Origin of the sequence: Microbacterium salitolerans, assembly GCF_019720895.1 — a bacterium.
Classification (GTDB): Bacteria; Actinomycetota; Actinomycetes; order Actinomycetales; family Microbacteriaceae; genus Microbacterium.
Window position 1 is genome coordinate 181,015 of record NZ_JAHKSH010000006.1, and the last position, 26,380, is coordinate 207,394.

Annotated in this window: 20 protein-coding genes; 4 read left to right on the forward strand and 16 right to left on the reverse strand. The window is 69.6% G+C overall.

Annotated elements, in window-relative coordinates:
• Window positions 1-14: 14 nt before the first annotated feature.
• The 9 genes from KOL93_RS14915 to KOL93_RS14955 form a co-directional block, all read right to left on the reverse strand.
• The gene (locus KOL93_RS14915; RefSeq protein ID WP_221586190.1) at window positions 15-1,520 is read right to left on the reverse strand and encodes a glycoside hydrolase family 43 protein; all 1,506 of its coding nucleotides are present in this window, start codon (window positions 1,518-1,520) and stop codon (window positions 15-17) included.
• 35 nt (window positions 1,521-1,555) lie between these two features.
• Window positions 1,556-3,802 carry an immunoglobulin-like domain-containing protein gene (locus tag KOL93_RS14920; RefSeq protein WP_221586191.1) on the reverse strand — a complete coding sequence of 749 codons (2,247 nt, stop codon included), beginning with the start codon at window positions 3,800-3,802 and terminating at the stop codon, window positions 1,556-1,558.
• 86 nt (window positions 3,803-3,888) lie between these two features.
• Window positions 3,889-4,947: an ABC transporter permease gene (locus tag KOL93_RS14925; RefSeq protein WP_260406611.1), complete on the reverse strand. Its 1,059-nt coding sequence runs from the start codon at window positions 4,945-4,947 to the stop codon at window positions 3,889-3,891.
• Entirely contained in the window at window positions 4,944-6,011 is a 1,068-nt protein-coding gene (locus KOL93_RS14930; RefSeq protein WP_221586192.1) for an ABC transporter permease, read from the reverse strand. The genes KOL93_RS14925 and KOL93_RS14930 overlap by 4 nt, the downstream gene beginning before the upstream one ends.
• On the reverse strand, window positions 6,008-7,543 hold the full coding sequence (locus KOL93_RS14935; RefSeq protein ID WP_221586193.1) for a sugar ABC transporter ATP-binding protein: 1,536 nt from the start codon (window positions 7,541-7,543) through the stop codon (window positions 6,008-6,010). The genes KOL93_RS14930 and KOL93_RS14935 overlap by 4 nt, the downstream gene beginning before the upstream one ends.
• Before the next feature lie 82 nt (window positions 7,544-7,625).
• Window positions 7,626-8,621 (reverse strand): ABC transporter substrate-binding protein, encoded by a 996-nt coding sequence (locus KOL93_RS14940; RefSeq protein ID WP_221586194.1) that lies wholly within the window; start codon window positions 8,619-8,621, stop codon window positions 7,626-7,628.
• A gap of 138 nt (window positions 8,622-8,759) precedes the next feature.
• On the reverse strand, window positions 8,760-10,286 hold the full coding sequence (locus KOL93_RS14945) for a sugar ABC transporter ATP-binding protein (protein ID WP_221586195.1): 1,527 nt from the start codon (window positions 10,284-10,286) through the stop codon (window positions 8,760-8,762).
• Window positions 10,283-11,302 carry a LacI family DNA-binding transcriptional regulator gene (locus tag KOL93_RS14950; protein WP_221586196.1) on the reverse strand — a complete coding sequence of 340 codons (1,020 nt, stop codon included), beginning with the start codon at window positions 11,300-11,302 and terminating at the stop codon, window positions 10,283-10,285. The genes KOL93_RS14945 and KOL93_RS14950 overlap by 4 nt, the downstream gene beginning before the upstream one ends.
• Window positions 11,303-11,403: 101 nt before the next feature.
• On the reverse strand, window positions 11,404-14,733 hold the full coding sequence (locus KOL93_RS14955; protein WP_221586197.1) for a family 43 glycosylhydrolase: 3,330 nt from the start codon (window positions 14,731-14,733) through the stop codon (window positions 11,404-11,406).
• A 501-nt stretch (window positions 14,734-15,234) separates the two neighbouring features.
• On the opposite strand from KOL93_RS14955, the gene KOL93_RS14960 reads away from it, so the two are divergent.
• The 4 genes from KOL93_RS14960 to KOL93_RS14975 all read left to right on the forward strand — a co-directional run bounded on the left by KOL93_RS14960 (window position 15,235) and on the right by KOL93_RS14975 (window position 18,638).
• Window positions 15,235-16,002 carry a winged helix-turn-helix domain-containing protein gene (locus KOL93_RS14960; RefSeq protein ID WP_221586198.1) on the forward strand — a complete coding sequence of 256 codons (768 nt, stop codon included), beginning with the start codon at window positions 15,235-15,237 and terminating at the stop codon, window positions 16,000-16,002.
• A gap of 190 nt (window positions 16,003-16,192) precedes the next feature.
• Window positions 16,193-17,131, forward strand: a complete 939-nt coding sequence (locus KOL93_RS14965) for a DNA-3-methyladenine glycosylase family protein (protein WP_221586199.1) — start codon at window positions 16,193-16,195, stop codon at window positions 17,129-17,131.
• Window positions 17,132-17,229: 98 nt separating this feature from the next.
• Window positions 17,230-17,430: a hypothetical protein gene (locus KOL93_RS14970; protein ID WP_221586200.1), complete on the forward strand. Its 201-nt coding sequence runs from the start codon at window positions 17,230-17,232 to the stop codon at window positions 17,428-17,430.
• A 338-nt stretch (window positions 17,431-17,768) separates the two neighbouring features.
• Window positions 17,769-18,638 (forward strand): aggregation-promoting factor C-terminal-like domain-containing protein, encoded by an 870-nt coding sequence (locus KOL93_RS14975; RefSeq protein ID WP_260406612.1) that lies wholly within the window; start codon window positions 17,769-17,771, stop codon window positions 18,636-18,638.
• A 62-nt stretch (window positions 18,639-18,700) separates the two neighbouring features.
• On the opposite strand, the gene KOL93_RS14980 is transcribed toward KOL93_RS14975, so the two are convergent.
• From KOL93_RS14980 to KOL93_RS15010, 7 genes are all read right to left on the reverse strand, one after another.
• Window positions 18,701-19,459: an iron ABC transporter ATP-binding protein gene (locus tag KOL93_RS14980; protein ID WP_221586201.1), complete on the reverse strand. Its 759-nt coding sequence runs from the start codon at window positions 19,457-19,459 to the stop codon at window positions 18,701-18,703.
• Window positions 19,460-19,567: 108 nt separating this feature from the next.
• On the reverse strand, window positions 19,568-20,644 hold the full coding sequence (locus KOL93_RS14985; protein WP_221586202.1) for an iron chelate uptake ABC transporter family permease subunit: 1,077 nt from the start codon (window positions 20,642-20,644) through the stop codon (window positions 19,568-19,570).
• Window positions 20,634-21,653: an ABC transporter permease gene (locus KOL93_RS14990; RefSeq protein WP_260406613.1), complete on the reverse strand. Its 1,020-nt coding sequence runs from the start codon at window positions 21,651-21,653 to the stop codon at window positions 20,634-20,636. The genes KOL93_RS14985 and KOL93_RS14990 overlap by 11 nt, the downstream gene beginning before the upstream one ends.
• Before the next feature lie 22 nt (window positions 21,654-21,675).
• On the reverse strand, window positions 21,676-22,698 hold the full coding sequence (locus KOL93_RS14995; RefSeq protein ID WP_221586203.1) for a siderophore ABC transporter substrate-binding protein: 1,023 nt from the start codon (window positions 22,696-22,698) through the stop codon (window positions 21,676-21,678).
• 163 nt (window positions 22,699-22,861) lie between these two features.
• Window positions 22,862-23,863 carry a sugar phosphate isomerase/epimerase family protein gene (locus tag KOL93_RS15000; RefSeq protein ID WP_221586204.1) on the reverse strand — a complete coding sequence of 334 codons (1,002 nt, stop codon included), beginning with the start codon at window positions 23,861-23,863 and terminating at the stop codon, window positions 22,862-22,864.
• Between the two features lie 23 nt (window positions 23,864-23,886).
• Complete coding sequence (locus KOL93_RS15005) at window positions 23,887-25,050, reverse strand: Gfo/Idh/MocA family protein (RefSeq protein WP_221586205.1); 1,164 nt, start codon at window positions 25,048-25,050, stop codon at window positions 23,887-23,889.
• Between the two features lie 61 nt (window positions 25,051-25,111).
• On the reverse strand, window positions 25,112-26,170 hold the full coding sequence (locus KOL93_RS15010) for a substrate-binding domain-containing protein (protein ID WP_221586206.1): 1,059 nt from the start codon (window positions 26,168-26,170) through the stop codon (window positions 25,112-25,114).
• Window positions 26,171-26,380: the final 210 nt, after the last annotated feature.

Sequence of the window (26,380 nt, forward strand, 5' to 3'; positions counted from 1 at the left end):
CTCTCACCCAGCGATCAGCCGCGCGGCCGGTCGGGGTTGCCGGGGTGCTCGTCGTGCACCGGGTGATCCGGCTTCTTGCCCGGCTTGCCCGGGTTCTTGCCGGGCTTGCCGTCGAGCGCGATCGTCGCGATCGCCGGTGTCGCCGAGCCGTTATCGAGCCAGCCGAGAACGGTCACCTCGTCGCGCTTTCCGACGCCGTCGAGCGAGTACTCCTCCCACGTGACGCCGACCGAGACAGCTTCGCCGTCGATGGTCGCCGTGACCTCGTCGGGCAGCACCACGTCGTCCGCGTGCCGCTCCGAGATCGAGATCTCCTCGACGCCCGTCACGAGGCGCTCGGGCTGGTACTCGGCGAGCAGCACGTCGTTCTCCTCGCGCGTCACGGGCATGACCGTGCCGTGGCGCGGTGATGCCGGCAGACCGCTCGAGTCGAGCACGTCCCACGTCTCGCCGTGGTCGGTCGTCGTCATCGCCGCGTAGCCGGCACCGCCGTGGTAGCTCGGCTGGTCGATGAACAGGTACCACTGCTCCGGATCCGTGAGCGAGGGGAACGCGGTCGGCCCCTCCCCCTGGGTGAAGACCGAGGTCGACCCCGTCGGGTTCGTGTACTCCTGTCCCACGCCGATGTCGCGCGTGATGAGGCTCCACTCGCCGGCGACGTCCGTCGCCGTGAACGGCTCCCCGATGCCCTCGTGATCCACCGTCGCGAGCAGGTCGTTCGACTTCTCGAGGTAGATCGTCATCGTCCCCTCGTCCTTCGTGAAGCGATAGAAGGTGTCGCCCTCCTGCAGCACCGACGAGTCGATCGTGCCGAACCCGCCCTCGCGACGCTCCGAGTCGATCCACACCTGCGGCTCGCTGAACTCCACGAAGTCCTGCGTCGTGGCGTACATCATCCGGTTGTAGTTGTCGCGCTGATCGCGCCCCTCGTGCTCTGCGGTGTCGTAGAGGTTCGAGGCCCAGAACACGACGTACTGTCCCGTGTTCTCATCCCAGAACGCCTCGGGCGCCCACGTATTGCCGGCGAACTCGGTCGACACCTCGACGTGGCGCTGCTCCGACCAGTTGACGAGGTCGGTGGACTCCCAGATCTCGAGGTGGCGGCTGCCCGTGCGCTGGGCCTCGCCGAAGTCGACGCCGTCGGTGTTGAGGTCGGTGGCGAGCAGGTAGAACGTCGAGCCGTCGTGCGAGCGGATGATGAACGGATCCCGCACGCCGAGGGTGCCCTCGGTCGAGCGCAGCACCGCCTCGCCGTCGTTGAGGTCGCCCCACTGGAGCGCATCGGATCCCTCGCTGAGCGCGAATCGCACCGACTCGCCTTCGGGACCGCCCTCGCCGTTGAAGTACGCGAAGAAGTACGACGCCAGCTCCTGCTGCCCCTCGGCCACCCGCTCCGCCGTCGACGCCTCGTCGGTTCCCGTGTCAGCGAGCGCCGGCGGCGCAGCGAGCATGGCCGCGACGACCCCTCCCGCTGCCGCCCACGCGACCCGCTTCGCTTTCCTGCTGTGAATGAGCGTCATCGCTCGTCCTCCTTCTTCTCGTGTGCCGTCATCGGTCACTCGCCCCACCTCTCGAGGAGACGCTGGTGCTCGTCCGCCGTGACGGGCATCACGGTGCCGTGTCGCGGAGCTCCGGGGAGGTCGTACTCGGCTGACACCTGCCAGTCGGGGGCGTCGAGGTCGTCGGTCTCGAGCGGGATGTAGCTGCGCCCGCCGTACTCGTCGACGAACAGGTAGAACTTCTCGCCGTTGACGTCGTCGGGGTTCGCTTTGAAGATCGTCGGTCCCTCGACCGCGCTCGTTCCGGCGTCGCGGCCGATGCACGAGGCCTGCATCTCCCACGCGTCGTCGAGCGCGCGCAGGCTCGTCGACGACTCCTGGATGATGTCCGAGCAGCCCGTGCCGCCCGCCCCCTCGTCCTTCGTGAACCGGTAGTAGGTGTCGCCCTCCTTGAGCACGGTCGTGTCGATGCGGCTCATGCCCGGGTCCTGCCAGACAACCGGATCCGTGAAGTTCACGAAGTCGCGCGTCGTGGCGTACATCATGCGGTTATGCGAGGAGCCCGTATGATCCGGGTCGTCCTCGGCGTACAGCTTCGACGCCCAGAACACGACGTACGCGCCGATCTCGTCGTCGTAGTAGGCCTCGGGCGCCCAGGTGTTGCCGGCGTTGTCGGGCGCGACCTTCACGTGACGCTGTTCCGACCAGTTCACGAGGTCGGTCGACTCCCACACCTCGATGTGCTGGCTCCCCTGGCGCTGCGCGCGATCCCAGTCGCCGTTGCGGCCGATCGAGAGGTCCGTCGCGATGAGGTAGAACGTGTCGCCCTCGGGCGAGCGGATGAGGAACGGATCCCGCAGCCCCTTCTCGCCCTCGTCGGAGCTGAGCACGGCTTCACCCTCGTTGAGCTCCTGCCAGTTGAGCGCATCGTTGCCCTCGCTCGCTGCGAAGAAGATGTTCTCGCCGGCGACCGAGTTGTTCTCGAAGTAGCTGAACATGTAGCCCTCGTACTCGCCGATGTCGGCGGCCTCCCGCACGTTCGCGGTGAAGGTGCGGGTCGCATGCGCCCCGCGGTACGTCAGCTTGGCCGTCAGTTCGACAGTCGTGTCGGTGTCGGGTCGCGTGACGTCGCCGTTCGGCGAGATCACCTTCGGCACCGACGAGTTCCAGCGGACGTTCAGCTGCTTCGGCGCGCCGTCGACGGTGCGGGGCAGCGTGACGTTGCCGCGCACGTCATCGGCGTTCACGACCTCGAGCTCGTCCGCCGCGCGGTCGACCTCCTCCTGACGCGTGAGCTCGTCGAGCACCGTCACTTCGAAGGTGCGCTCGACGCTCGCTTCGCCGCGGGAGACGGACGCCATGAGGTCGACGGTCGCGTCGCCGTCGCCCGCGTCCGGGCGGGTGACGGATCCATCGTCCGCGACGACGTCGGCGTCGGATGAGCTCCATTCGATCGTCGTCCCGCTGTCGCCCTCGGCGGGCAGCGCGAGGTCGTCCGTGACGGACGACGTGTCGCCGAGCGTCAGCGCCGCGGCATCGCTCTCGACGCGCTCGGCGTCGCTGGGCCCGAAGTCGGCGACCTGCTCGGCGGACAGCGCGGTGTCGTAGATGCGGAAGTCGCGCACCTGCCCCTCCAGCAGCGCGTCGGAGCCGTAGTTCGACCGCCCGATGTGGTTCGACGTCGTCGAACCGGCGCCGATCTCTCCCGGCGCGATCGTGGTCTCGAGGTTCTCGGCGACGAGGTCGCCGTCGAGGAAGAGTCGCGACGCACCCGCGGCGCCGTCGACTGTGTAGGTGACCGTCTTCCAGACGCCGCGCTCGAGGCTCTCGCCCGTGGTGACGTTCTGCTCGCCCGACCAGTTGCCGAGCGTGAGGGCGCCGCGGAAGGCATCGCCGGTGAGGAAGAGGTATCCGTCGCCGGCGGACCCCGACACGGGATTGCCGAGACCCAACAGGAAGTAGGGAGTGCGCTGCTCGGGCGCGACGAGCACGTCCATGCTGACGGTGATCTCGTCGAGCCCCGCCATGATGTCGTCGGGCAGCTTGACGTCGTCGTCGACGCCGTCGAGCCGGATCCCCTCGGCACCGAGATGATCCGCGCCTCCGCGGATCTCGCCGTCGAGGCCGTTGCCCGAGACGTCGTGCGCGACGGCGCCCTCGCTCTCGTCGAGCGGATAGTGGAGCAGGGGCGCCGGCTCGTCGGCCGATGCCGCCGTGGGCAGCCCGATGCCGGTCGCCACCAGTCCTCCCGCGGCGATCAGCGCGGCCGTGCGGCGCGCGACGCGTCGTGTGCGAGTTCTCATCGTTCTCCTGTCGTCGTTGACATGGGGGGCGGTGCGGTGACGCCGCGGGGCTCCGGCTCCCGCCGACGTGCCCCGCGGCACCGCGGTCAGGTCTGTCTGCGTCGCCGCGCGGTGACGAGGCGCTGCAGCAGCACGAAGGCGAGCAGGATCCCGCCCGTGATGATCGTGAGCATCTCGGGGCGGATGCCGCCGTCGCGGGTGATCAGCACGTTCATGAGGCCCAGCACGATCGCTCCGACGACCGAGCCGAGGACGTACCCGGCGCCGCCCGTCAGCAGCGTTCCGCCGATGACGACGGCGGCGATCGCGTCGAGCTCCCAGCCCGTGCCCGTGATGTTCTGCGCGATGCCGAGACGCGCCGTGTACACGACCGCTGCGAGCCCGGCGAGGGCGCCGCTGATCACGTACACCGAGAGCCGCGTGCGTCCCACCGGCAGCCCCATGAGGGATGCCGAGTGCGCGGATCCGCCGATCGCGTAGACCGTGCGGCCCGTACGCGTGCGGTGGAGGACGAAGAACGCCGCGACCACCACGAGGAGGGTGATGAGCACGCTCGGCGTGATGACGAGATCGTTGACCTTCGGCCCGTCGATGATCTTCCATGGCTCCGAGAGGAACAGGAACGACGAGTCGTCGGGCAGGCGCTCCGGCGTCGTGCTCAGCATCGATGCGAGACCGCGGGCGAGGAACATCGTCGCGAGCGTCGCGATGAACGGCTGCACCCGGAAGTACTGGACCAGCGCGCCCGAGATGCACCCGAAGGCGGCGCCGATCGCGACCATGATCACCATCGTGAGCCAGGGATTCCACCCCGCGCTGACGAGGATCACTCCGGCCACGCTCGAGAACGCGACGATCGCGCCGACCGAGAGGTCGATGCCGCCCGTGATGATCACGAAGGTGAGACCGACGGCGAGGAGGATCAGGTGCGCGTTGTTGATGAGCAGGTTCGACAGCGTGCTCATCTGGAGGATCCGGCCGTACTGGATCTCGCCGAACGCGAGCATCAGCACGAGCAGGAGCAGGGCGGCGGCCGTGGGCAGCGCCGAGGGATTGAGCTGAAGCAGGCGGCCGGCGTTCCAGCCGGGCTTCTCCGTGTGCGTGGCCGGCGCCTCGAGCGCGCTCTGACTGCTGCGCGACATCATGCGACACGCTCCTTGGGTCGAACGGTCTGCGCTCGTCGGCGGGCGAAGAACTCCCGCACGCGCGACGACTGCAGGAGGCAGAGGACGATGATGACGATGGCCTTGAAGGCGGGCGTCGCGGCCGAGGGGATCCCGAGGAACACGACCGTCTTGTCGAGCGTCGCGATCACGAGCGCGCCGACGACGGCGCCGCCGAGCGAGAACTTGCCGCCGCTGAGGGCCGTCCCGCCGATCACGACGGCGAGGATCGCGTCGAGCTCGAGCAGGTATCCGGTGCGCGAGACGTCGACCGTCATGACCGTCGACGTCGCGAACACCCCCGCCATGCCGGCGAGCGCACCGCTGATCGCGTACACCGTGAGCAGGAGGCCCCGCGGCGTGATGCCCGCCATGCGGCTCGCCGTCTCGTTGATGCCGATCGCCTCGATCATGAGGCCGAGCGCCGTGCGGCGCACGAGCAGGCCGACGGCCACGACGATTCCGGCGGCGATCAGGACGACGACGGGGAGGCCGAACACGTATCCGTTGGCGATCCACCGGAACACGTCGTTCGAGGCGTTGGTGTTCTGCCCCTCGGTGATGACGCGCGCGATTCCGCGCCCCGCCATCATCATGATCAGCGTGGTGATGAAGGGCTGCAGACGGACGACCGAGACGAGGAAGCCGTTGACGAGGCCCAGCACGGTGCTGAGGCCGAGTGCGAGCGCGAGAGCCCCGAGCGCCGCGACGCCCGAGTCGGACGGGCCTAGGGCGTTCAGCGCCTCCATCGAGACGGCGCCCGAGACGGCCATCACGGATCCGACCGAGAGGTCGATGCCGCCCGTCGCGATCACGAGGCACATGCCGACGGCGATCATGAGAATCGGCGCGGAGGCGCGGAGGATGTCGAGAAGGTTGCCGACGAGGTGCCCGTTCGCCGGATTGAGCGTGATCTCGAGGTAGGTGGGGTCGCGCAGCAGGTTCACGATCAGGAGGACGACGATCGCGACGATCCCCCACGCGTAGGGCGTGTGGAAGAACGCGCGGATCCGTCGGACCACGGGATGGGCGTCGTCGCGCGTCATGCCGCGACCTCCTTCTCGGCTGTGTGCTCGGCGATCGTGTCGACGATCGTCTGCGCCGTGACCTCGGGGGTCGTCGTGATCTCGGCGATCTTCTCGTGGTCCTTCAGGACGGCGATCCGCTGGCAGAGCCGCACGACCTCCTCGAGCTCGCTCGAGATGAACACGACGGACATGCCGCCCTCGGCGAGTTCGGCGACGTACTCCTGGATCTCGGCCTTCGCGCCGATGTCGATACCGCGCGTCGGCTCGTCGAGGATCAGCACCTCGGGCTCCGTCGCGAGCCACCGACCGAGCAGCGCCTTCTGCTGGTTGCCGCCCGACAGGTTGCCGATCGCCCGTTCGGGGTCGGCCGGACGCACGCCGAGCGCGTCGATGTACTTGGCGGCGATCTCGTCCTGCACACGGCGCGGGATCGGGCGCAGCCACCCGCGTTCGGCCTGCAGGGCGAGGATGATGTTCTCGCGCACCGTGAGGTCGGCGATGATGCCCTCGTCGCGCCGGTTCTCGGTCGAGTACGCGATGCGGTTCGCGAGGCCGGCGCCGGGAGATCCGAGCGTCGTCTTCTTCCCACCGAGGCGCAGCTCGCCGGCATCCGGCCGGTCGGCGCCGGAGAGGAGTCGCGCGAGCTCGGTGCGGCCGGCCCCGAGGAGTCCGGCGAAGCCGAGCAGCTCGCCGCGGCGCAGCTCGATGTCCGTCGCCCCGATGGCTCCCTTCCGCGCGATGCCGCGCGCGTCGAGCACGACGTCGCCGCCGACCATGCCGCGTCCCCGGCCCTCGCCGAGGGACTGCATGGCGGCGAAGTCCTTGCCGATCATCATCGAGATCAGCTCGGCTCTGTCGAGCTCGTTCGTCTTCCGCTCGCCGATGTAGGCGCCGTTGCGCAGCACCGTGATTCGGTCGCTGATCTCGTACACCTGATCGAGGAAGTGCGAGACGAACAGGATCGCGACGCCCTCGGCCCGCAGCTTTCGGATCACGGCGAACAGCGCCTCGACCTCGAGGGCATCGAGGCTGGAGGTCGGCTCGTCGAGCACGAGGACCTTCGGGTCGATCACCATGGATCGCGCGATCGCGACGAGCTGCTGCAACGCGATCGACAGGCTGGAGAGCGGCTTGGTCGGGTCGACCTCCTGGAGACCGAGCCGCGCGAGCGCGGACCGCGCCTCGCGATGCGTCGCGCGCCAGTTGATGCCGAGCGGGCCGCGCACCTCGTGGCCGAGCATGACGTTCTCGCCGATCGAGAGGTTCGCGCAGAGATTGACCTCCTGGTAGACGGTGGCGATGCCCGCCTCCTGCGCGTCGGCCGTCCCGTGGAACCGGCGCGGCTCGCCCGCGACGCGGATGGTGCCCGCGTCGATGCGGTACACGCCGGTCAGCGCCTTGATGAGCGTCGACTTCCCCGCGCCGTTCTCTCCCATGAGGGTGTGCACCTCACCGGGGAACATGCGGAAGTCGACGCCGTCGAGAGCCTTCACACCCGGGAATTCGATCTCGATCCCGGCCATCTCGACGATCGGCTCGTTGCCTGTCATGGACACTTCCTCGTCTCCTACGGCTCCGCCATCGGCGGAGGAGCACGGTGCCGCAGGCGCGCGGCCTGCGGCACCGTGTCGATCAGTACTGGCGGTCGGGCAGTGCTTCCTCGGCCGCCTCGGACGACGAGAACGTCTCGCTCGGCACGATGATGTACGGCTCGACCTCGCCGCCGTCGAGAACTGTCTCGACCGCCTCGAGGGCCGTCTCGCCGAAGAGCGGGTTGTACTCGGCGACGAAGCTGAGCGTGCCGTCGGCCAGCGCCTCGAGCGCCGGCTTCGTGCCGTCGATCGTCGCGATCTTGACGTCCTCGCCCGGGACGAGACCCGCCTGCTCGACCGCCTGCGCGGCGCCGAGGCCCATCTCGTCGTTCTGCGCGAACACGAGGTCGATCTCGTTGTCGTTCGAGCGCAGCACGGTCTCGAAGACGCCCTTGGCCTCCTCGGTCGACCAGTTGGCGGTCTGCGCGCCGACCATCTCGAAGGATTCCTCGCCCTCCATGACCGAGTCCCAGCCCTCGTTGCGCTCGTTCACGACCGAGACGCCGGCGGGGCCCTCGAGCACGAAGTACGTCGCGCCGTCGGGGAACTCCTCGCCCGCCCACGCGGCCACGCCCTTCGACACCTCGAAGTTGTCGGGGGCGATGCGCGTCTCGTAGAGGTCGGTGTTGTCGGGCTCGATGCCGCGGTCGATGAGGATGACGGGGATCTCCGCCTCCTGTGCGCGCTCGAGCGAGCTCTCCCAGCCGGATCCCTCGGTCGCCGACAGGAGGATCACATCGACGCCCTCGTCGATGAACGACGTGAAGGACGCGATCTGCGAGTTCTGGTCGAGGTTCTGCGCCGGCGCGTAGCTGAGGTCGTAGCCGGCTTCCTCGGTGAAGGTGTCCTGGATGTTCTGCTCGTTGGCCTGGCGCCAGCCGCCCTCGGGGCCGACGGCGACGAATCCGACGGAGACGAGCTCTCCGTCGCCGCCCGCGGTCTCGTCATCGCCGCCGCTGCATCCGGCGAGGCCGAGTGCGAGGGCGCCGACGCCGGTGAGTGCGGCGGTGCGTCCGATCCACGTGCTGTGCTTCATGGGGTGCTCCTCTTCGAGTCCGTCCGGATCCGCTGCGATCCGAACAGGGGTAGGACGCATCGATGCGCCCCGCTGTTCCGGGAATGTTACCGGGAACATTTTGATGAAGGCAACCCGCGCATTCGGCGATTCGTGCCGTCAGCCGGCGTCGCCGTCGGCGGCGATCATCTCGATCACGGTGTCGGCGGAGATCGCCGGGCCGTTGCTGATCTCGCCGATGCTCGCGCGATCCTTCATCACGACGATGCGGTCGCTCAGCCGCACGACCTCGTCGAGCTCGCTCGAGATGAACACGACGCTCACGCCCTCGGCGACGAGGCGCGCGACGTGTCGCTGGAGATCGACCTTCGCGCCGATGTCGACGCCCTTCGTCGGCTCGTCGAGCACGAGGATCCGCGGGCGCACCGCCAGCAGTCGCGCCAGCAGGACCTTCTGCTGGTTGCCGCCCGACAGCTCGCGCACGGGCTGATCGAGGCCTGCGACGCGGATGCGCAGCAGCTCGACGTAGCGCTGGACGATGTCGTCGGCCTCCGCGCGCTGGATCGGCCGCGCCCACCCCCGCTGCGCCTGCAGAGAGAGGAGGACGTTGTCGCGCACCGACATCTCGGCAACGAGACCCTCGCGGCGGCGCTCCTCGGCCGACAGCGCGATGCGCAGCCCCAGCGCCTGGCTCGGCGAGCGCACGGCGACCGCCAGGCCGTCGACGCGGACGGTGCCGGCGTCGGGTGCGTCGGCGCCGCCGATCAGACGCGCGAGCTCGGTGCGCCCCGAGCCGCGCAGACCGGCCAGCCCGACGACCTCCCCCGCGAACAGATCGAGGTCGACCGGATCGAGCGCGCCGCGCCGGGTGATGTCCTCGGCGCGATACAGCGGATCGCCGACCGGATCGACGCGATGCTCGCGCCGGTCGGATCCGATCTGGCGCAGCTCGTCGATCTCGCGCCCCACCATCTTCGAGATGAGCGTCGTGCGATCGACGTCAGCGGCGTCGAACGTGTCGATGCTGACGCCGTCGCGCAGGACCGTCATCCGGTCGCTGATCGTCAGCACCTGTTCGAGGAAATGCGAGACGTAGACGATCGCGACACCTGAGTCGCGCAGCCGCCGGATGACGCCGAACAGCCGCGCGACCTCTGTCTCCTCGAGACTCGAGGTCGGCTCGTCGAGCAGGAGCACGCGCGGGTGCGTGACCATGGCGCGCGCGATCGAGATCAGCTGGCGATCGGGCGGCGCGAGCAGATCGACGGGAAGGCGCACGTCGGTGTCGTCGAGGCCGAGCTCCGCGAGGACCTCGCCGGCGCGTTCGCGCGTGCGCCGCCAGTCGACGCCCCACCATCGTCGCTCCTCGTGGCCGAGCATGACGTTCTCGGCGATCGACAGGTCGTCGCAGAGCGACACCTCCTGGAAAGCGGCCGCGATGCCCGCCGCGGCCGCGTCGGCGGGCCGCTGGAACCGCACCGGCTCTCCGCCGACGAGGAGCATGCCCTCGTCGAGTCGGAGGACGCCGGCCAGGGCCTTCACGATCGTGGATTTGCCCGCGCCGTTCTCGCCCATGAGCGCGTGCACCTCGCCCGGGCGGATCGTGAGGTCGACGGCGTCGAGCGCACGCGCGCCGGGAAAGTCCACCGTCGCGCCGACGAGCTCGATGATCGGCTCGCGCATCATGCGTCCGTCCGGGGTGGCGCGGTCGACGCGCGCGCGACCAGCTCGGGTGTGATCCGCGTGGTCTGGGGGATCTCCTCGCCCTCGGCCGCGGCGCGCAGGGCGCTCACGACGGATCCGCCGAGAGCCGCGAAGTCCTGCCGCACGGTCGTGAGCGGCGGCAGCACGTGCCGGGCGATCGCGAGATCGTCGAAGCCGACGACGCTCACGTCTTCCGGCACCCGGAAGCCCGCCTCGTGCAACCCGTGGATGATCCCGATCGCCATCTCGTCGTTCGCCGCGAAGATCGCCGTGGCGTCGGGCATGCGACGGAACCCGCGCGCGTACTCGTAGCCGAAGTCGGCCGACCAGTCGCCAACGACGATGGGACGCGGGCGGATGCCCCACTCCTTGACACGCGCGTGGTAAGCCCGCTCTCGCGCCCGCGCGTCGAGCCAGTCGAGGGGCCCGGCCACATGCAGGATCTCGCGATGACCGAGCCCCGCGAGGTGGTCGACGACGAGCTCGGATCCACGCCGCTGGTCCACGGCCGCCGTGAGGAAGGTCGGATCCGGGTCGGCCTTGACGACGAGGACGGGCACCTCGATGCGGATACGACGCAGCGCCGCGACGCTCGACGAGCGCGGCGCGATGACGCACAGCGCGTCGATGCCCTGCGCCGTGAGGGACGACACCGCCTCCTCCGTCGAGAGGCCCGCGTCGCTCGCGAGCGCCGCGGAGGTGACGGAGTAGCCGACATCGCGAGCCGCCGACTCGACGGCACGCAGGGCGCTCTCGGGGCCGGTGACCGAGGAGTCCTCGACCATGACGCCGATGCGCTGCGTGCGCCTCGTCGCCAGGGCGCGTGCCGCGCTGTTCGGTCGGAAGTTCAGCTCGTTGACGACATCGAGCACCCGCTCGCGCGTCGACTCGCGCACCGACTCGCTGCCGCTGAGCACACGCGACACCGTCATATGCGAGACGCCGGCGAGGCGTGCGATGTGCCGGATGTTGACTCGTTCGGGAGGCGCGTCAGCCATGGTGCCGCTCCCTCCGCTGGCCGTTCAGCGGATTCAGCATAATCGCGTCGGGGCCCGCGCTCGGCATCCGAGCGCGGGCCCTGCGACTTCTCAGCGCGACCTCACGCCTCGGGAAGGGGCGCGCGATCCAGCCGCTTCTCGTGGCCGGGAGGCGTGCCGTGTCCCGGGGGCGTGCCGTGTCCCGGGGGCGTCCCTCCCTGTCCGGGAGGAGTGCCGCCGTGGCCCGGAGGCGGGTTCTCCGACGAGCCGGGCTGCACGATCACCTCGATCGTCGGCGCGCGGAACTCCTCCGCGAGCTCCTCCTCGCGCTCCATGTCGAAGACGGGCAGCCCGTCGGACGCCCAGTGCACGCGGCGTACGAAGGTGTCGCGCCCCGATAGGCCGTTGTGATCGGTGCGCGCGTGGAACACGTAGAGGTCGTTGCCGTCCTCGTCCTGAGACCACATGCCGTGCCCCGTCCCGAGCTGCCACTCACCCTCGTACGGACCGGACTTCTGGAGCGGATAGTTCAGCCGCGTCCACGTCGCCGGATCCGCGAGGTCGGCACCCTCGCCCGCGGGCGCCGTCGCCAGCCCTGTCGTGTACGTGTCGCCGACCGACGACCCGGAGTAGATCATGTGGAGCGTGCCGTCGCGCACGAGCACGTTCGCGCCCTCGGCGATCACGTTGTCCCACGCGTATTCCGGCGCGAGGATGCGCGTCGGCTCAGTCGTGATCCGGGTGGGGTCCGCCGGATCCATCTCCGCGAGGAAGAGGGATCCGAGCATCTGCCACACGTAGTAGTGCGTGCCCGAGTCCTCGAAGTGCGTCATGTCGAGCGAGATGCCGTCGAGCGCGTTGAGGTCGGTCTCGCCGTCGGCGCGCATGACGTGCTCGGTCGTCGTCCAGTTCGCCGGATCGCGCGGATCCAGGTCGTTGCCGTCGGCATCCTGCTCGAGCTGGATGATGCTCGCGCGCCCGGTCCACATGTCGGGAGCACCCGAGTCGCCGTCGTAGCACGGCATGAACAGGATCGAGAGGCGGCCGCCGATGACGTGGAACTCGGGCGCCCAGAAGCACCCGGTCATGACCTCGCCGTATGCGTCGACGTCGCCCGTGTTCAGCAGGTCGATCTCGGCGTTGCGCCCCTCGGCGATGGCCTCGTCAGAGAGCTCCTCGATCGATTCGCCTACGCGGATCGGCATGTGCGGCCCGCCCGGCACGGCCGGGTCGATCGGGTTCATGTGCAGGTCCTCGGTGGCGATCATGAGGAAGATCTGCTCGCCGTTCCAGTCGAACGGGTAGATCGACGGATCCGCGCGCTCGTCCGCGAACGGCGTCGCGTACTCGGCCTGGCGTGCGGATCCGGTGACCTCATACGTCCCCGGCGTCTGCGTGTCGACCGCCGAGGCGTCCCAGTCGACGGAGAGGCTCCCGGTGGATCCGTCGTCGTAGCCGAGCGACAGCTCGCCCGGCAGCGCCGATGCGTCGAACTCGCCGTCCTCGGCGATCTCGATCGGCGCGAACGGCGCGGCCGACGTGTTCGCGATGCGCCCGAAGCGCACTTCGAGGGCCTCGGCGACAGCGGGCGTCACGACGACGGCGTTGCCGGAGGCGTAGTCGTCGACGCCGGGGGCCTCGCCCGCACCGGCGAGCGCCGGCGCATTCCCGCGCGTGACGGGTCCGCGCGTGGAGGGATCCGCGAGATCCGCGAACGTCGTGACCATGTCGATGCCGGCATCCGACGTCCACGAGACGACGTAGCGCTCGCGCGCCGTGTCGTACATGGCCGAGGGGTCGTTCACCCCGGAGGTCACGCCGAGGCCGACGACACCGATCTCGTCGTACGACAGCAGATCCGCCGACCGGGCGTAGAGCAGGCTCGAGCTCTCGGTGCCGTCGGATCCTCCACCGCGGGCGACGCGCGTCGCGACGATGCCGAAGCCGCCGTCCGGCTCGTGGAGGATGTGCGGGTCGACGAGGCTGCGGATGATGTCGCTCGTCGTGCCGCGCTCTCCCGGAGTCTCGCTCGTCTTCGCGAAGAAGATGCCGTAGTTCTCGTTCAGGGGCGCCCAGCTCTCCCCGCGTCCGAGCGCGAGGTGCGTGCTCAGCGCGACGTCGGCGTTGTTGGCCTCCTGGTCGGTCGTCGGCGTGCGGTGATACGCGAGCAGCTCCTCGGATCCGCCCGTGGGAAGCACCGTGACGGCGAACGTCAGCGGGATCACGATGCCGGTCGCGACATCGGTGATCTCGACGCCGATCTCGGCCTCCGCCGCCTCGTCGCTCGTCGAGACGACCGATCCGCTCTCGAGCCGGACGTCGTCTCCCGAGACGCCCGTCACAGCGACCTCGAGCCCGTCAGGAGCCGCGGGAAGCGAGGCGCCCGACGCCACGACGGGGTCGACGACGTAGCGTGCCGCGCGCGCCTCCGCCAGCTCCTCCGGCGTCGCGTCGCTCGGCTCGACCGTGACGACGATCTCCTGCGACGCCGTCATCCCGCGATGCGCCGTCTGCGCCGTGAGGGTGACCGTCGCGGCCCCGTCCTGCTGCGTGCGCGGGGCGACCGTTCCGTCGGCGCCGACGATATCGGGCTCGCTCGACGCCCAGGTGACCGCGCCGCCCGCCGTCGGCAGGTCGATATGCGTGTCGGTCGTGATGTCGGACAGGCCGAGGCCGCCGATGATGTCGTCGGCCACCTGCTGATTCGCCTCGGCGTTGAGCTGCGCGTCGCCGTCGGCGATCGTCGCGACCTCGTCCGCGGCGAGTGCGCGGTCGAACACGCGGAACGACGAGATGGCGCCCTCGAAGAGCGGATCCGGCCAGGGCGCCCTGGCGATCGCGTTGAGCGACTGATCGGCGATGTCGGCGGGCACGTGCGGCACGTCTCCGGAGGCGGCGAGCTCGCCGTCGAGGTAGAGGCTGGCGGTGCCCGTGTCGCCGTCGATCACGCTCGTCACGCTCACCCACTGGTCGGCGACGACGTCGCAGCCGTCGGCCTGGACGAGCGTCTCCGCCCCGCCGGACTTGATGCCGATGAGCGGCGCCCGCCCCGACCCGCAGTTGAGCGAGGAGAACAGGTACTCGGTCTCGGACGAGGCGTTTCCGATGTTCCAGAGGAAGTGATAGCCGTCGAGCGAGACCTCCGAGGCGCGCACCTCCGCAGTGATCGTCGCCGAGGTCGCCCCCTCGAGGATCCCCTCGGGCAGCCGCACCCAGGTGCCGTCGCCGTCCTTCGGGCCGCCGCGGAGCGTGAGCGCGGTTCCGGTCCAGTCGTCTGCTGTGACGTTCTCGACGATCGCGTCGCCGACGTCGCCCTCTGCCTGATTCGCCACCGTCGCGCCGCCGTCGGCGTCGAACAGGTACTCCGCGACGATGCCATCGGACGTCGACGCGCCCGCGGGCGTCGCCACCAGGGCCGTCACCGCCATCCCCATCGCCGCTCCGACCGCCAAGAACGGTCTCGTGCCTCGTGATCTCGCCACTGTGAACTCTCCTTCGAGCTCGGTCGGCTGCGTCGCCCCACCCGTTTGTTACCGGGAACATTTAGCGGGAGGCTAGCGGCGCCGCGCGACGGGCGTCAAGGCCGCGCGGCCGCAGATGACGGCCCATGGGGGACCGAGCCCGTCACAAACCGAAACCTTGTGACGTCATGGCACGACACGGATTGACACGCCCGGATATCCGCCGTCACAATTGCCGACATGACTGACGACTCGCGAATTCTGTCCGCCCGGGAGGCGAACGGAGTCACCGGCATCATGATGCCGGGTCGCGTCGTCATGTGCTGTCGAATGTGTCGCTGACGTCCTCCCAGCCACACACCGTCACGGATCCTGCCGCTGCTAAACGCACGCCGCGGATCCGCGCGCTGAGCCCTCCGCTCGCGCCTCGCGCACTCGCGCACTCTCGACAGCTTCACGGATCCGCGGATCCGCTCATCAGAAGGACCCCTCATGACCACGCTCGCCACGCGCCCCGCAACCGCCCGCTCGAACCACCTGCGCCCGGTACCCTCGCTTCAGGAGCAGCGCGAACAGCGCGCCGCGCACCCATCGAACCGTCGCCACGTGAACACCTCACCTGATACCCCCTCCGCCGACCGCCCCGCAGGCGGCGTGCCCGCGGGCACCGAGCCGCGCGGCTTCGCGCTGTACGTCGGGTTGGACGAGGCCGCCGCGGCCGCCGACGGCGTGAGCCTCAACGTCCTCGTCGACGCGCTGCGCCGCACGATCGCCGACATCTCGCCTCACGCCGAGACCTATGCCACCGTCGCCCTCGCGCCGCAGCAGGCCGGCGGTCGTGACATCGACGTCGTGCGCCTCGCTCTCAAGGAGCCGGCCGCCGTCGCCCGCGCGAAGTCCGAGAAGCCCGCGCCCGACACGAACACGGGCGTCGTGGTCGACATCTCGCGCAAGCGCGTCATCATCGACGGCGAGAACGCGGCCCTCACGTACAAGGAGTTCGAGCTGCTGCAGTATCTCGTGCTCCGCGAGGGCCGCACGATCGAGCGCGCCGAGCTCGTGGGATCCCTCTGGCAGGCCGATGATGACGGCGCTCCCGGCGAGCGCACGATCGACGTCCACGTGCGCCGCCTGCGCGCGAAGCTCGGCCGCTTCGAGGACATCGTGCGCACCGTGCGCGGCATCGGCTACCGCTTCGACCGCCACGCCGACGTCACGATCCGCTACGGCACCGGCGCCCCCTCCCCCGACCGCTTCTGACGCGGCGCGGCCCCGCGCCGCGGACACGGCGGGCGCCCGCCACCCATGCCGCGTCGCGCAGGCCCGGTGAGCGCACCGACGCAGTCCGTGTCCCAGGACACGCCGTCACGCACGCTTCGTGACGGCGTGTCGTGGGACATGCAGGGTGCCCCGCACCACGTTTGTCAGGGGTTCGGCATAGCGTGCTCGCATGACGATCACCGCGCCGCACGACGCGCGGCCCGCCGACGGCGTGCCGCTGCAGATGGTGCATCGTCCGCGCGCACCGCTCGACCTGCACGCGACGGTCGCGGGGCTGCAGCGCGGGCCGGGCGACCCCACCCAGCAGCGCGCGGGCGGTGTCATCTGGCGCGCCACCCGCACGCCGGCGGGGGTGGCCACCGTAGCTCTGCGGCAGCAGGCGGACGGATCCGTCCGGGCGGCCGCCTGGGGCGACGGCCGTGAGTGGGCGCTCGCCCAGGTGCCCGCGCTCTGCGGTGCGCTCGACGATGCGTCGGGCTTCGATGCGTCGCGACATCCGCTCATCGACGCCGCGCACCGACGACACCCCGGCATGCGCCTCGCGCGCACCGACCAGGTCTTCGACGCGTTCGCGCAGGCGGTCATCGAGCAGAAGGTCACGCTGCGGCAGGCGTTCGGCGCCTGGCGACGCCTCGTCACCTGGTGCGGCGAAGGCGCCCCGGGCCCGACTCCGCGCCCGATGTTCGCCCCGCCGGCGCCGCCCACGTGGCACCGGATCCCGTCGTGGACATGGCATCGCGCGGGTCTCGAGCCACCCCAGGCCCAGACGCTCACCCGCGCGGCCGCGCGCCCGGATGCGGTCGACCGCGCGGCGCGCGCCGACGGCGCCGCGCTCACCGCCCTGCCGGGCGTCGGCGCCTGGACGACGGCCGAGACGCGGATCCGCGCCCTCGGCGATCCGGATGCCGTCAGCGTCGGCGACTTCCACCTCGCGCACCACGTCGGCTACGCGCTCACGGGGACCCGTACAGATGATGCCGGCATGCTCGAGCTGCTCGAACCGTGGCATGGGCACCGGCAGCGCGTGATCCGCCTCATCTACGCCGCGGGCGCGGTCGAGCCGCGCCGCGCCCCGCGCCTGCACATCGAGGACCACCGCGACCGCTGACGCGACGCACCACGCCCATACGGTCGTCCTGCGCACGCATCCTCGCCCCGTCTCGAGATCCCCCTCGCGCATGGCTCGATTCGCGACACAATGGATCCATGTCGCGCCGCTTCCGCTCCTTCCTCATCGCCATCGGCCTGATCATCGTCGCCGCGCTCATCGGCGGCGTGCTCGGCAACGTATGGCTGGGGCTCGTCCTGGGCGTGCTCATCGGCATCGGCGTGCTCATGGCGTTCGAGTCCAAGCGCGGCGGCAACCAGGGGATCTACGACCGAGACGACGACGGCACGGAGCTGTAGCGCCGCCCGTCAGGCCCCACTGAGCCCCGCTTTCATCGGTCTCGCAGGAGACCCAAAGGAACGCATCGTTACCGGTTCGTTACCAAACGTTCTGACACCCTCGCGATCCGCGCCAGCATGCCGATCGCGTGGGTCACGACCTCTCTCCCAGGTTCACCCCCTGTTCACCGCGCCTCGAGGCCCCTTTCGGGCCCGAACCTGGTGATCTCTTCGGGGCCGTCCAGATTCGCATCGCAGAGTCGGTGACCGGCGCTTCCGCTGACATCCGATCAGCGAATCCCCCGCGCCTCCCGCAGATACCCGGCTGCGTACCCCGAGAGAGATGGACCGACTTCCGCATGACCTCTGACGAGACTCCCCAGCTCACGCCGTTCCCGCGTCCCGGCTACGTGATCGAGATGCGCCAGAAGCGCGACAAGCGTCGCAGACTCGTGTCGATCGGATCCGCCCTCGCACTCGGCGTCGTGGCGGTCGGCTCCGGAGCCGCCGCCGCGACCGTCGAGGACCTCCCGGCCCGCGACAGCGCCCAGGTGCAGCTGGCCAGCGGCGAGACGGCCGAGTCGGCCGCCGCGACGCTCGACGACGCGAAGAATCTCCTGAAGCGCGCGAAGGACAAGGTCGACACGACCGAGCTCACCGGCTACGTCGACTACCTCGAGGACTACGAGGCCATGCCCGCCGCCGTCGCGACCGGCGTGACGGCCGACGCCGGCAAGGAGATCGACGAGCTCACGGTCGAAGTGACCGAGTACGAGCAGGAGCAGGAGCGCATCGCCGCGGAGAAGCGCAAGAAGGCCGAGGAAGCCGCAGCAGCAGCCGCGAAGAAGGCAGCGGAGAAGGCCGCCGAGGAGCAGGCGGCAGAGGAGGCGGCCGCCGCGGAGGCGCTCGCGCAGGTCAACACGGTCGACGGCGCCAAGGCCACGGCCCGCGACATGGCCGCGACCACCTACGGCTGGGGCGAGGGCGAGTTCAGCTGCCTCGACTCGCTGTGGACGAAGGAGTCGGGCTGGAACTACCAGGCCCAGAACCCGTCGAGCGGCGCCTACGGCATACCGCAGTCGCTCCCCGGCGACAAGATGTCGTCGATCGCCGGCGACTGGGCGACGAACGCGCACACGCAGATCGCCTGGGGCCTCGACTACATCTCGAGCGTGTACGGCACTCCGTGCGCCGCGTGGGGCCACTCGCAGGCAACCGACTGGTATTGATCCGGCCACGATGAAGGGGATCCCGCTCGCCGCGGGATCCCCTTCGTCGTGCCGGAAAGCGCTCAGGAGTAGTACAGGGCGACCGGCCTGCCGTCGATCTCGCGCACGTCGACCTCCGTCGAGTAGACGTCACGCAGCACGTCGGGGCGCATGATGTCGCGGCTCGCGGCGTCGGCGATGATCCGGCCGTCGCGCATCGCCACGATGCGGTCGCTGTACGTCGCCGCGAAGTTGATGTCGTGCAGCACGATGACGACCTTCTTCCCGAGGTCGTCGGCGATGCGGCGGATCAGCTTCATGATCGAGGTCTGATGCCGCAGGTCGAGGTTGTTGAGCGGCTCGTCGAGCAGCACGTACTTCGTGTCCTGCGCGAGCACCATCGCGATGAACGCGCGCTGGCGCTGGCCGCCCGACAGCTCGTCGAGGAAGCGGTGTCGGAACTCGTCGAGCTCGAGGTAGCTGATCGCCTGCTCGATGCGGTCGCGGTCCTCGGCCGTCAGACGCCCCTGCGAGTGCGGGAACCGCCCGAACTCGACGAGGTCGTGCACCGTCAGGCGCGCGGCGATGTGGTTGTCCTGGCGCAGCACCGCGATCGTCTTCGCGAGCTCGCGGCTCGGTGCGCCTCCCACCTCCATGCCGTCGATCGAGACGGATCCGCCGTCGGGCCGGATGAGCCGGCCGACGAGCCCGAAGAGCGTCGACTTGCCCGCGCCGTTCGGCCCGATGAGCGACGTGATGCCCTCCTCGCCGAACTCGATCGACACGTCGTCGAGCACCGTGTGTCCGTTGTAGCGTTTGGTGACGCCGTCGAGCGCGATCATCGCGCCCCCTTTCCTTGGTCGTGCGGATCGCGTCGGACGCCTACTGCGCTCGGCGCAGCACGCCCGCTCGCGGCGTTCTCTTCGAACGACGATGCCTCCGGCATCGCCTCACTCCTCGGCCTTGCGATCGGACGCCCTGCGCCGATGCTCGCGAACGGCGCCGACTCGATCCGCACTCCCGAGCACGAGGAAGAGGAAGAACAGGCCGCCCGCGAACTCGATCACGGTCGACAGCGTGCCCTCGAAGCCGAGCAGCTGCTCGACGACGAGCTGTCCACCCAGGAGGCACATGACGCCCAGCAGCACGGCGGTGGGCAGCGTCCACGCGTGCCGGAACGATCCCGCATACGAGTAGGCGAGGTTCGCGACGATGAGCCCGAAGAACAGGATCGGCCCGACGAGCGCCGTCGACGCCGCCACCATGACCGACACGACGAGGAACAGCACCATCACGACGCGGCGGTGATTCACGCCGAGGCCGACGGCCACCGGCTCACCGAGGGTCAGGACGTCGAGCGTCGTGAGCAGCGGCAGGAGGATCGCGCACCCGCCGGCGACCAGCACTGCGGTGAAGGCCAGGAGGGTCGGATCCGGCCGCGTGAGCGAGGCGAACATCGCATCGGTCACGACCTGGAAGTCGAGTGGATCCAGCATGCGCTGCATCCACTCGGTGGCGCTGCGGAAGAACGTCCCGAGCACGATGCCGACGAGCAGCATGAGGTGGATCGAGCGACGCTTCCCCGTGAACATCCACGTGAACAGGAGCACGCTGAACCCGACCATGACGCCGACCTGGATCACCCACATCAGCAGGCTGTCGGCGCGCAGGAACGCGACGGACCCGAACGCGAACACCATCACCGTGGTGATGAGTCCGTAGAACGCGTCGAAGCCCATGATCGACGGGGTGAGGATTCGATTCTGCGTGATGGTGTGGAACACGACCGTGGACGTGCCGACCGCGACGGCGACGACGATCATCGCGAGGACCGTGATGCCGCGGATCCTCGCGGCGAACAGCAGGGACCCGGGAATGTCGTGGAAGAGGTAGAGCGCGACGAGCGCGAGCACGACGGCGACGAGGAGACCGAGGCGCACAGCGGGACGCTCCCAGAGGGAGCGGACCTGCGCGGCCGGCCTCGTGCGCACCGGCGCCTCGTCGACGGCGGGAGCCTCAGTGAACACGACCCCTCCTTCTCAGCAGCAGCCACAGGAATAGGCCGGCGCCGACGATTCCGACGACGACCGACAGCGGGATCTCATAGGGGAACCGCACGAGACGGGCGATGATGTCGCACGCCACGACGAAGACGGCGCCGAGCCCCGCGACCCAGGGGATGGCACGGCGTACGTTGTCACCGATGAGGAGGCTGACGACGTTGGGCACGACGAGGCCGAGGAACGGCAGCACGCCGGCGGTGACGAGGACGCACGCCGTGATGACGGCGACGACGACCATGCCGATCGCGACGACGCGGCGATAGTCGAGTCCGAGGTTGGTCGCGAACTCCTCGCCGAGTCCGATGACGCTGAATCGATCAGCGGCGATCCACGCGATGACCACCATGATCAGGGCGATCCAGAGCATCTCGTACCGACCGCGCATGACGTTCGCGAAGGATCCCTGCGCCCACTGGCCGAGCGACTGCAGCAGGTCGAGACGGTAGGCGAAGAAGGTCGTGACGGCGCCGACGACGCCGCCGAGCATGATGCCGACGAGGGGCACGAGCACGAGGTGGCGCACGGGGACGAAGCGGATGATCCGCAGGAACACCCACGTTCCGAAGAGCGCGAACACTGAGACGATCACCATGCGCGCGGGGATCGCCAAGCCGGGCAGGAAGACCATCGCGGCGAGCATGCCGAGCCCGGCGAACTCGGTGACGCCGGTCGTCGACGGCTCGACGAACTTGTTGCGCACGAGCATCTGCATGATGAGGCCCGCGATCGCGAGCGAAGCCCCGACGAGGACGAGCGCGACCGTGCGAGGGATCCGGCTCGCCGCGAGCAGGAACGCACCGTGGCCGTCGCCGGTCGAGACGCCGGCGAGCGACACCTCGCTCGAGGCTCCGATGAAGATGCTCACGGCCGAGAGCAGGACGAGGAGGACGCCGATGAGCACCCCCACCCACGTGCGCCGGGGGCGCGGCGGGGCGGGGGCGCTCGTCGTCGCCGCGGCTGTCATCGCAGCCATGCGCGGCACCGCAGCACGCGGGTCACTCCGAGATCGCGAGGATGTCGTCGATCATGATCTGCGTCGTGTCGATCCCGCCGAAGACGATGTACCAGGCGGTCGGATCGAGGTAGACGATCTGGTCGTTCTTCCAGGCGGTCGTCTCGTGGACGATCTCGTTGTCGAGCACGACCTCCGCGGCCTGCTCGCCCTCGGCGTCGGTCGCCGCGTTGCGGTCGGTCACGAAGAGGTAGTCGGGGTCGTTCTCGAGGAGGAACTCGAACGAGACGGGCTCGCCGTGCGTCGCCTCTTCGATGTCGGTGAGGACCGGCTCGACACCGAACACGTCGTAGACGAGACCGCCGCGCAGGTTGCGCCCGGAGAAGTCGCCGTCCGCCGGCTTGAGGGCGCTGAGGCTGTCGCCCGACACCATGACGCTGAGCCCCGTGCCGATGTCGGCGGTCGCCGCACGCGCCTCCTCGATGCCGGCGTTCAGCTCGTCGAGCGCCGCCTGCGCCTCGTCCTCGGCGCCGAGCACCTCACCGAGGAACGTGACGCTGCTCTCGAGGGTCTCCTCGAAGGATCCCTGCGACGACAGATCGATCGTCGGCGCGATCTCGCTGAGATCTTCGTACATCGCGGCCGAGCGGCCGCCGACGATGATGAGGTCGGGCTGCGCCGCCTCGACCTCGAGCAGGTCGGCTTCGAAGAGCGACCCGGCGTTGATCGCATCGTCGGCGAGATAGCCCCGCAGGTAGTCGGGAACGGACTCGAGCGGCGCACCCGCTGCCTCGCCCCCGAGAGCGCCCCACGTGTCGAGCGACGCCATGTCGAAGATGATGACGTTCTCGGGGTTCTTGGGGACATCGACCGTCGTCTCCTCGTAGACGGGCTCTTCGTCTTCGCCGGCCGTGTTGTACGCGAACGAGTACTCGACGGTCTCGGCTGCGGCGTCGTCGGTGGAACCCGCCTCCGCGTCTGCTTCGGCGTTCGATGAGCAGCCGGCGAGGACGAGCGCGGACGCGGCGACGAGCGCCAACGTGGAGACAGGACGGATCAAGGACATAGAGGCGACTCCTGCTGTGTGGAGAGCGCGCTGACAGGCGCGGACTCGAGGTGGACAGGACGGGATGCTTCCCGTCGTGAAGGTGAGGCTAGCCTTACTCGGCCTGAGTAAGGTTAGCCTCACCTCCACCGATGCGTCCAACTCGGCGTGCCGCGTGGCCCTTCTATCGGGTGCTGAAAGCCGCGTCGAACGCGGCATCGGGCGGCGTGATGGCGTTGAGCTTGCGCACGAATGCGAGCGCCTCGGGCGCCCCCTGCAGCCGGTCCATCCCCGCGTCCTCCCACTCGACGCTCGTCGGGCCGTCGTAGCCGATGGCGTTCAGCGCGCGGAACAGCGGCTCCCAGGGCACCTCGCCGTGGCCCGTCGACACGAACGTCCAGCCGCGCCGCGGATTCGCCCACGGCAGGTGGGATCCCAGCACGCCGTTTCGCCCGTCGAGGTTCGTCACCGACTCCTTCACGTGCACGTGCAGGATGTGGTCGGCGAAGTCGAGCACGAAGGCCACCGGATCGAGCTGCTGCCACATGAAGTGCGACGGGTCGAAGTTGATGCCGAACCCGGGGCGGTGCCCGACCGCCTCGAGCGTGCGCTTCGCGGTCCAGTAGTCGTACGCGATCTCGGACGGATGCACCTCGAGGGCGAAGCGCACGTCCTGCTCCTCGAACACGTCGATGATGGGGTTCCAGCGGTCGGCGAAGTCCTGGTAGCCGGCCTCGATCGCCTCGTCGCTGACGGGCGGGAACATCGCGACGTACTTCCAGATCGACGACCCGGTGAAGCCGGTGACGGTCTTCACGCCGAGCTTCGCCGCGAGGCGCGCCGTGTTCTTCAGCTCCTCCGCCGCGCGCTGGCGCACGCCCTCGGGGTCGCCGTCGCCCCAGATGCTGTCGGGCAGGATGTCGCGGTGGCGCTGATCGATCGGGTCGTCGCACACCGCCTGCCCCTTGAGGTGATTCGCGATCGTCCAGACCCGCAGGCCATGACGTGCGAGTATCGCCTTCCGGTCGGCGATGTACGCCTCATCGTCCCAGCGCGACGGATCGAGGTGGTCGCCCCAGCAGGCGATCTCGAGCCCGTCGTAGCCCCACTCGCCCGCGAGCCGGCAGACCTCCTCGAAGGGCAGGTCGGCCCACTGGCCGGTGAACAGCGTGATCGGTCGGGTCATGTCTCTCTCCTCCAGTCGTCCGGTCAGACCGTGATCCAGCGCGCGTCGGCGCTCGAGCTCTCCTCGACCGCCGCGAGCACACGCTGCACCTGCGCACCCTCGTCGAATGTGGGCGACGGATCCGCTCCGCTCGCGATCGCATCGACGAAGTCCTTCACCTGGTGGCTGAACGCGTGCTCGTATCCGAGCATGTGGCCCGCCGGCCACCAGCCTTCAAGGTACGGGTGCGCGGGCTCGGTCACGATGACGCGGGTGAATCCCTGATCGGTGTCAGGCGCCGTGCGGTCGTAGACCTGCAGCTCGTTCATGCTCTCGAGGTTGAAGGCGATCGCGCCCTTGTCTCCCGAGATCTCGACCGTGAGCTCGTTCTTGCGGCCGGTCGCAAAACGCGTCGCTTCGAACGCGGCGAGCGCCCCGCCCGTCAGACGGCCCGTGAAGATCGCGACGTCGTCGACCGTGACCTCGCCGTACTCGTCGCCGCCCCTGCCCGCGATGCCGACGCGCTCGGTCTCGATCGGGCGCTCCTTCACGATCGTCTCGACGACGCCCGAGACGGTCGACACCTGCTGCCCCGTGAGGAACTGCACGAGATCGACGGCGTGCCCGCCGATGTCGCCGAGCGCACCCGCCCCTGCCTGGTCCTTCTTGAGGCGCCACGACAGGGGCGCCTCGGGGTCGACGAGCCAGTCCTGGCGATACGCGGCGCGCACCTGCTGGACCGTGCCGATCCGCCCCTCGGCGATGAGGTCGCGCGCCCGCGTGAGCGCGGGCACGCGCCGATAGGTGAAGCCGAGCATCGCGCGCGCACCTGCGCCCGCCGCGGTGCGCGCGGCGGCGGCCATCTGGTCGGCGTCGTCGACCGTGTTGGCGAGCGGCTTCTCGCACAGCACGTGCTTGCCCGCTTCGAGCGCCGCGATCGCGATCTCGTCGTGCGAGTGGCCGGGCGTCACGATGTCGATCACGTCGATGTCATCGCGCGCCACGACCTCACGCCAGTCGGTGGCGGCTTCGTTCCATCCCCACTTGGCCGCCGCCGCCGTGACCGCGTCCTCGTTGCGCCCCACGATCACCGACATCTCGATCGCCCGCGGCAGGCCGAAGACCCGCGGCGCCGTGCGCCAGGCCTGTGAGTGGGCGGCCCCCATGAAGCCGTATCCGATCATCGCGACTCGAAGCGCGCCTGTCATATTCCGTTTCCTCTCCTGCTCTCACGACCCGGGGCGTCCGCAGACACCCCGGGTCGACACCTCACGACTCGAACGCGAGATCGTAGTACTGCTCGACGTTCTCAGACGTGATGACCGGAGCGTCGAGGACGATGCGATAGGGCACGCTCGGCGTGACCAGGTCGCTCATCGTCTTCTCCTGCGCGAGCAGCCGGGCCAGCGCGATGCCGTCGGCGGCCTGCGTCGACGGGTAGATGACCGTCGCCTGCATGACGCTCTCGCCCGACTCGATCTCATCCATCATGTTCTTGCTGCCGGCACCGCCGACGAGGAAGAAATCGTCGCGCCCGGCCGAGTTGATGGCGGCGAGCACGCCGACGCCCTGATCGTCGTCGTGGTTCCAGATCGCGTCGAAATGATCGTTCGCCGAGAGCAGCTGGGTCGTCGCCTCCTCGCCGCCGGCGACCGTGAAGTCGGCGGCGACGCGCGCGTCGACGTCGAGGCCGCACTCGGAGAGCGCGTCGTTGAAGCCGTCGGTGCGGTCCTGCGTGAGCGGAAGCGAGTCGATTCCCGCGATCTCGCCGATGACCGCGTCGTCCATATCGCCGACCTGCTCGCAGATGTACTCGCCGGCGCTGACGCCCATACCGTAGTTGTCACCCAGGATCGTGATGCGCGACGCGTTCGAGTCCGAGAACTCGCGGTCGACGTTGACGACGGGGATCCCTGCCTCCATCGCCTCGAGGGCGACGGGCGTGAGTGCGGCCCCGTCGGTCGGCAGCAGGACGATCGCGTCGACGCCCTCGTTGATGAACTGCTCGACCGCGGCGATCTGCTGGTTGGCGTCGTTCGTCCCCTCGGCCTGGCGCAGATCGATGTCGTCGAAGCCGTCGGCCGCGCCCAGCGCACCCGAGTTGATCGCGCCGAGCCAGCCGTGGTCGGCCTCCGGGCCGGACCAGCCGATCACGACCGTGTCGCCCGACGACTGATTCTCCTCGGCGGTCGTGCCCTGGTCGACGGCGTCGCCGCCGCTCTCCCCCTCGGACCCGTCGCTCGTGCACCCGGCGAGCAGGCCCACCGCGGCGACCGCGGCCAGACCCGTCGTGAGCGCATGCCTTCTTGTTCCGCGCCGTGACTGCATGATTCCTCCTTGAACATGTGCAGGTGACGCCGACTCGGGCGCCGGCACATGGCCGCGCGCGCTGTCCTCATCGACGAGGCCGACGCTAGCAGAACTGCACGGCTGCTGTACACCTTTTGTCGAAACCGTGTGAAAAGGTTCTTCTTGCCCCTCTCACCTGGGTTTCTGTCGGCGCGTGACGACACGCTGACTGCGCACGGGGGCCGCCAC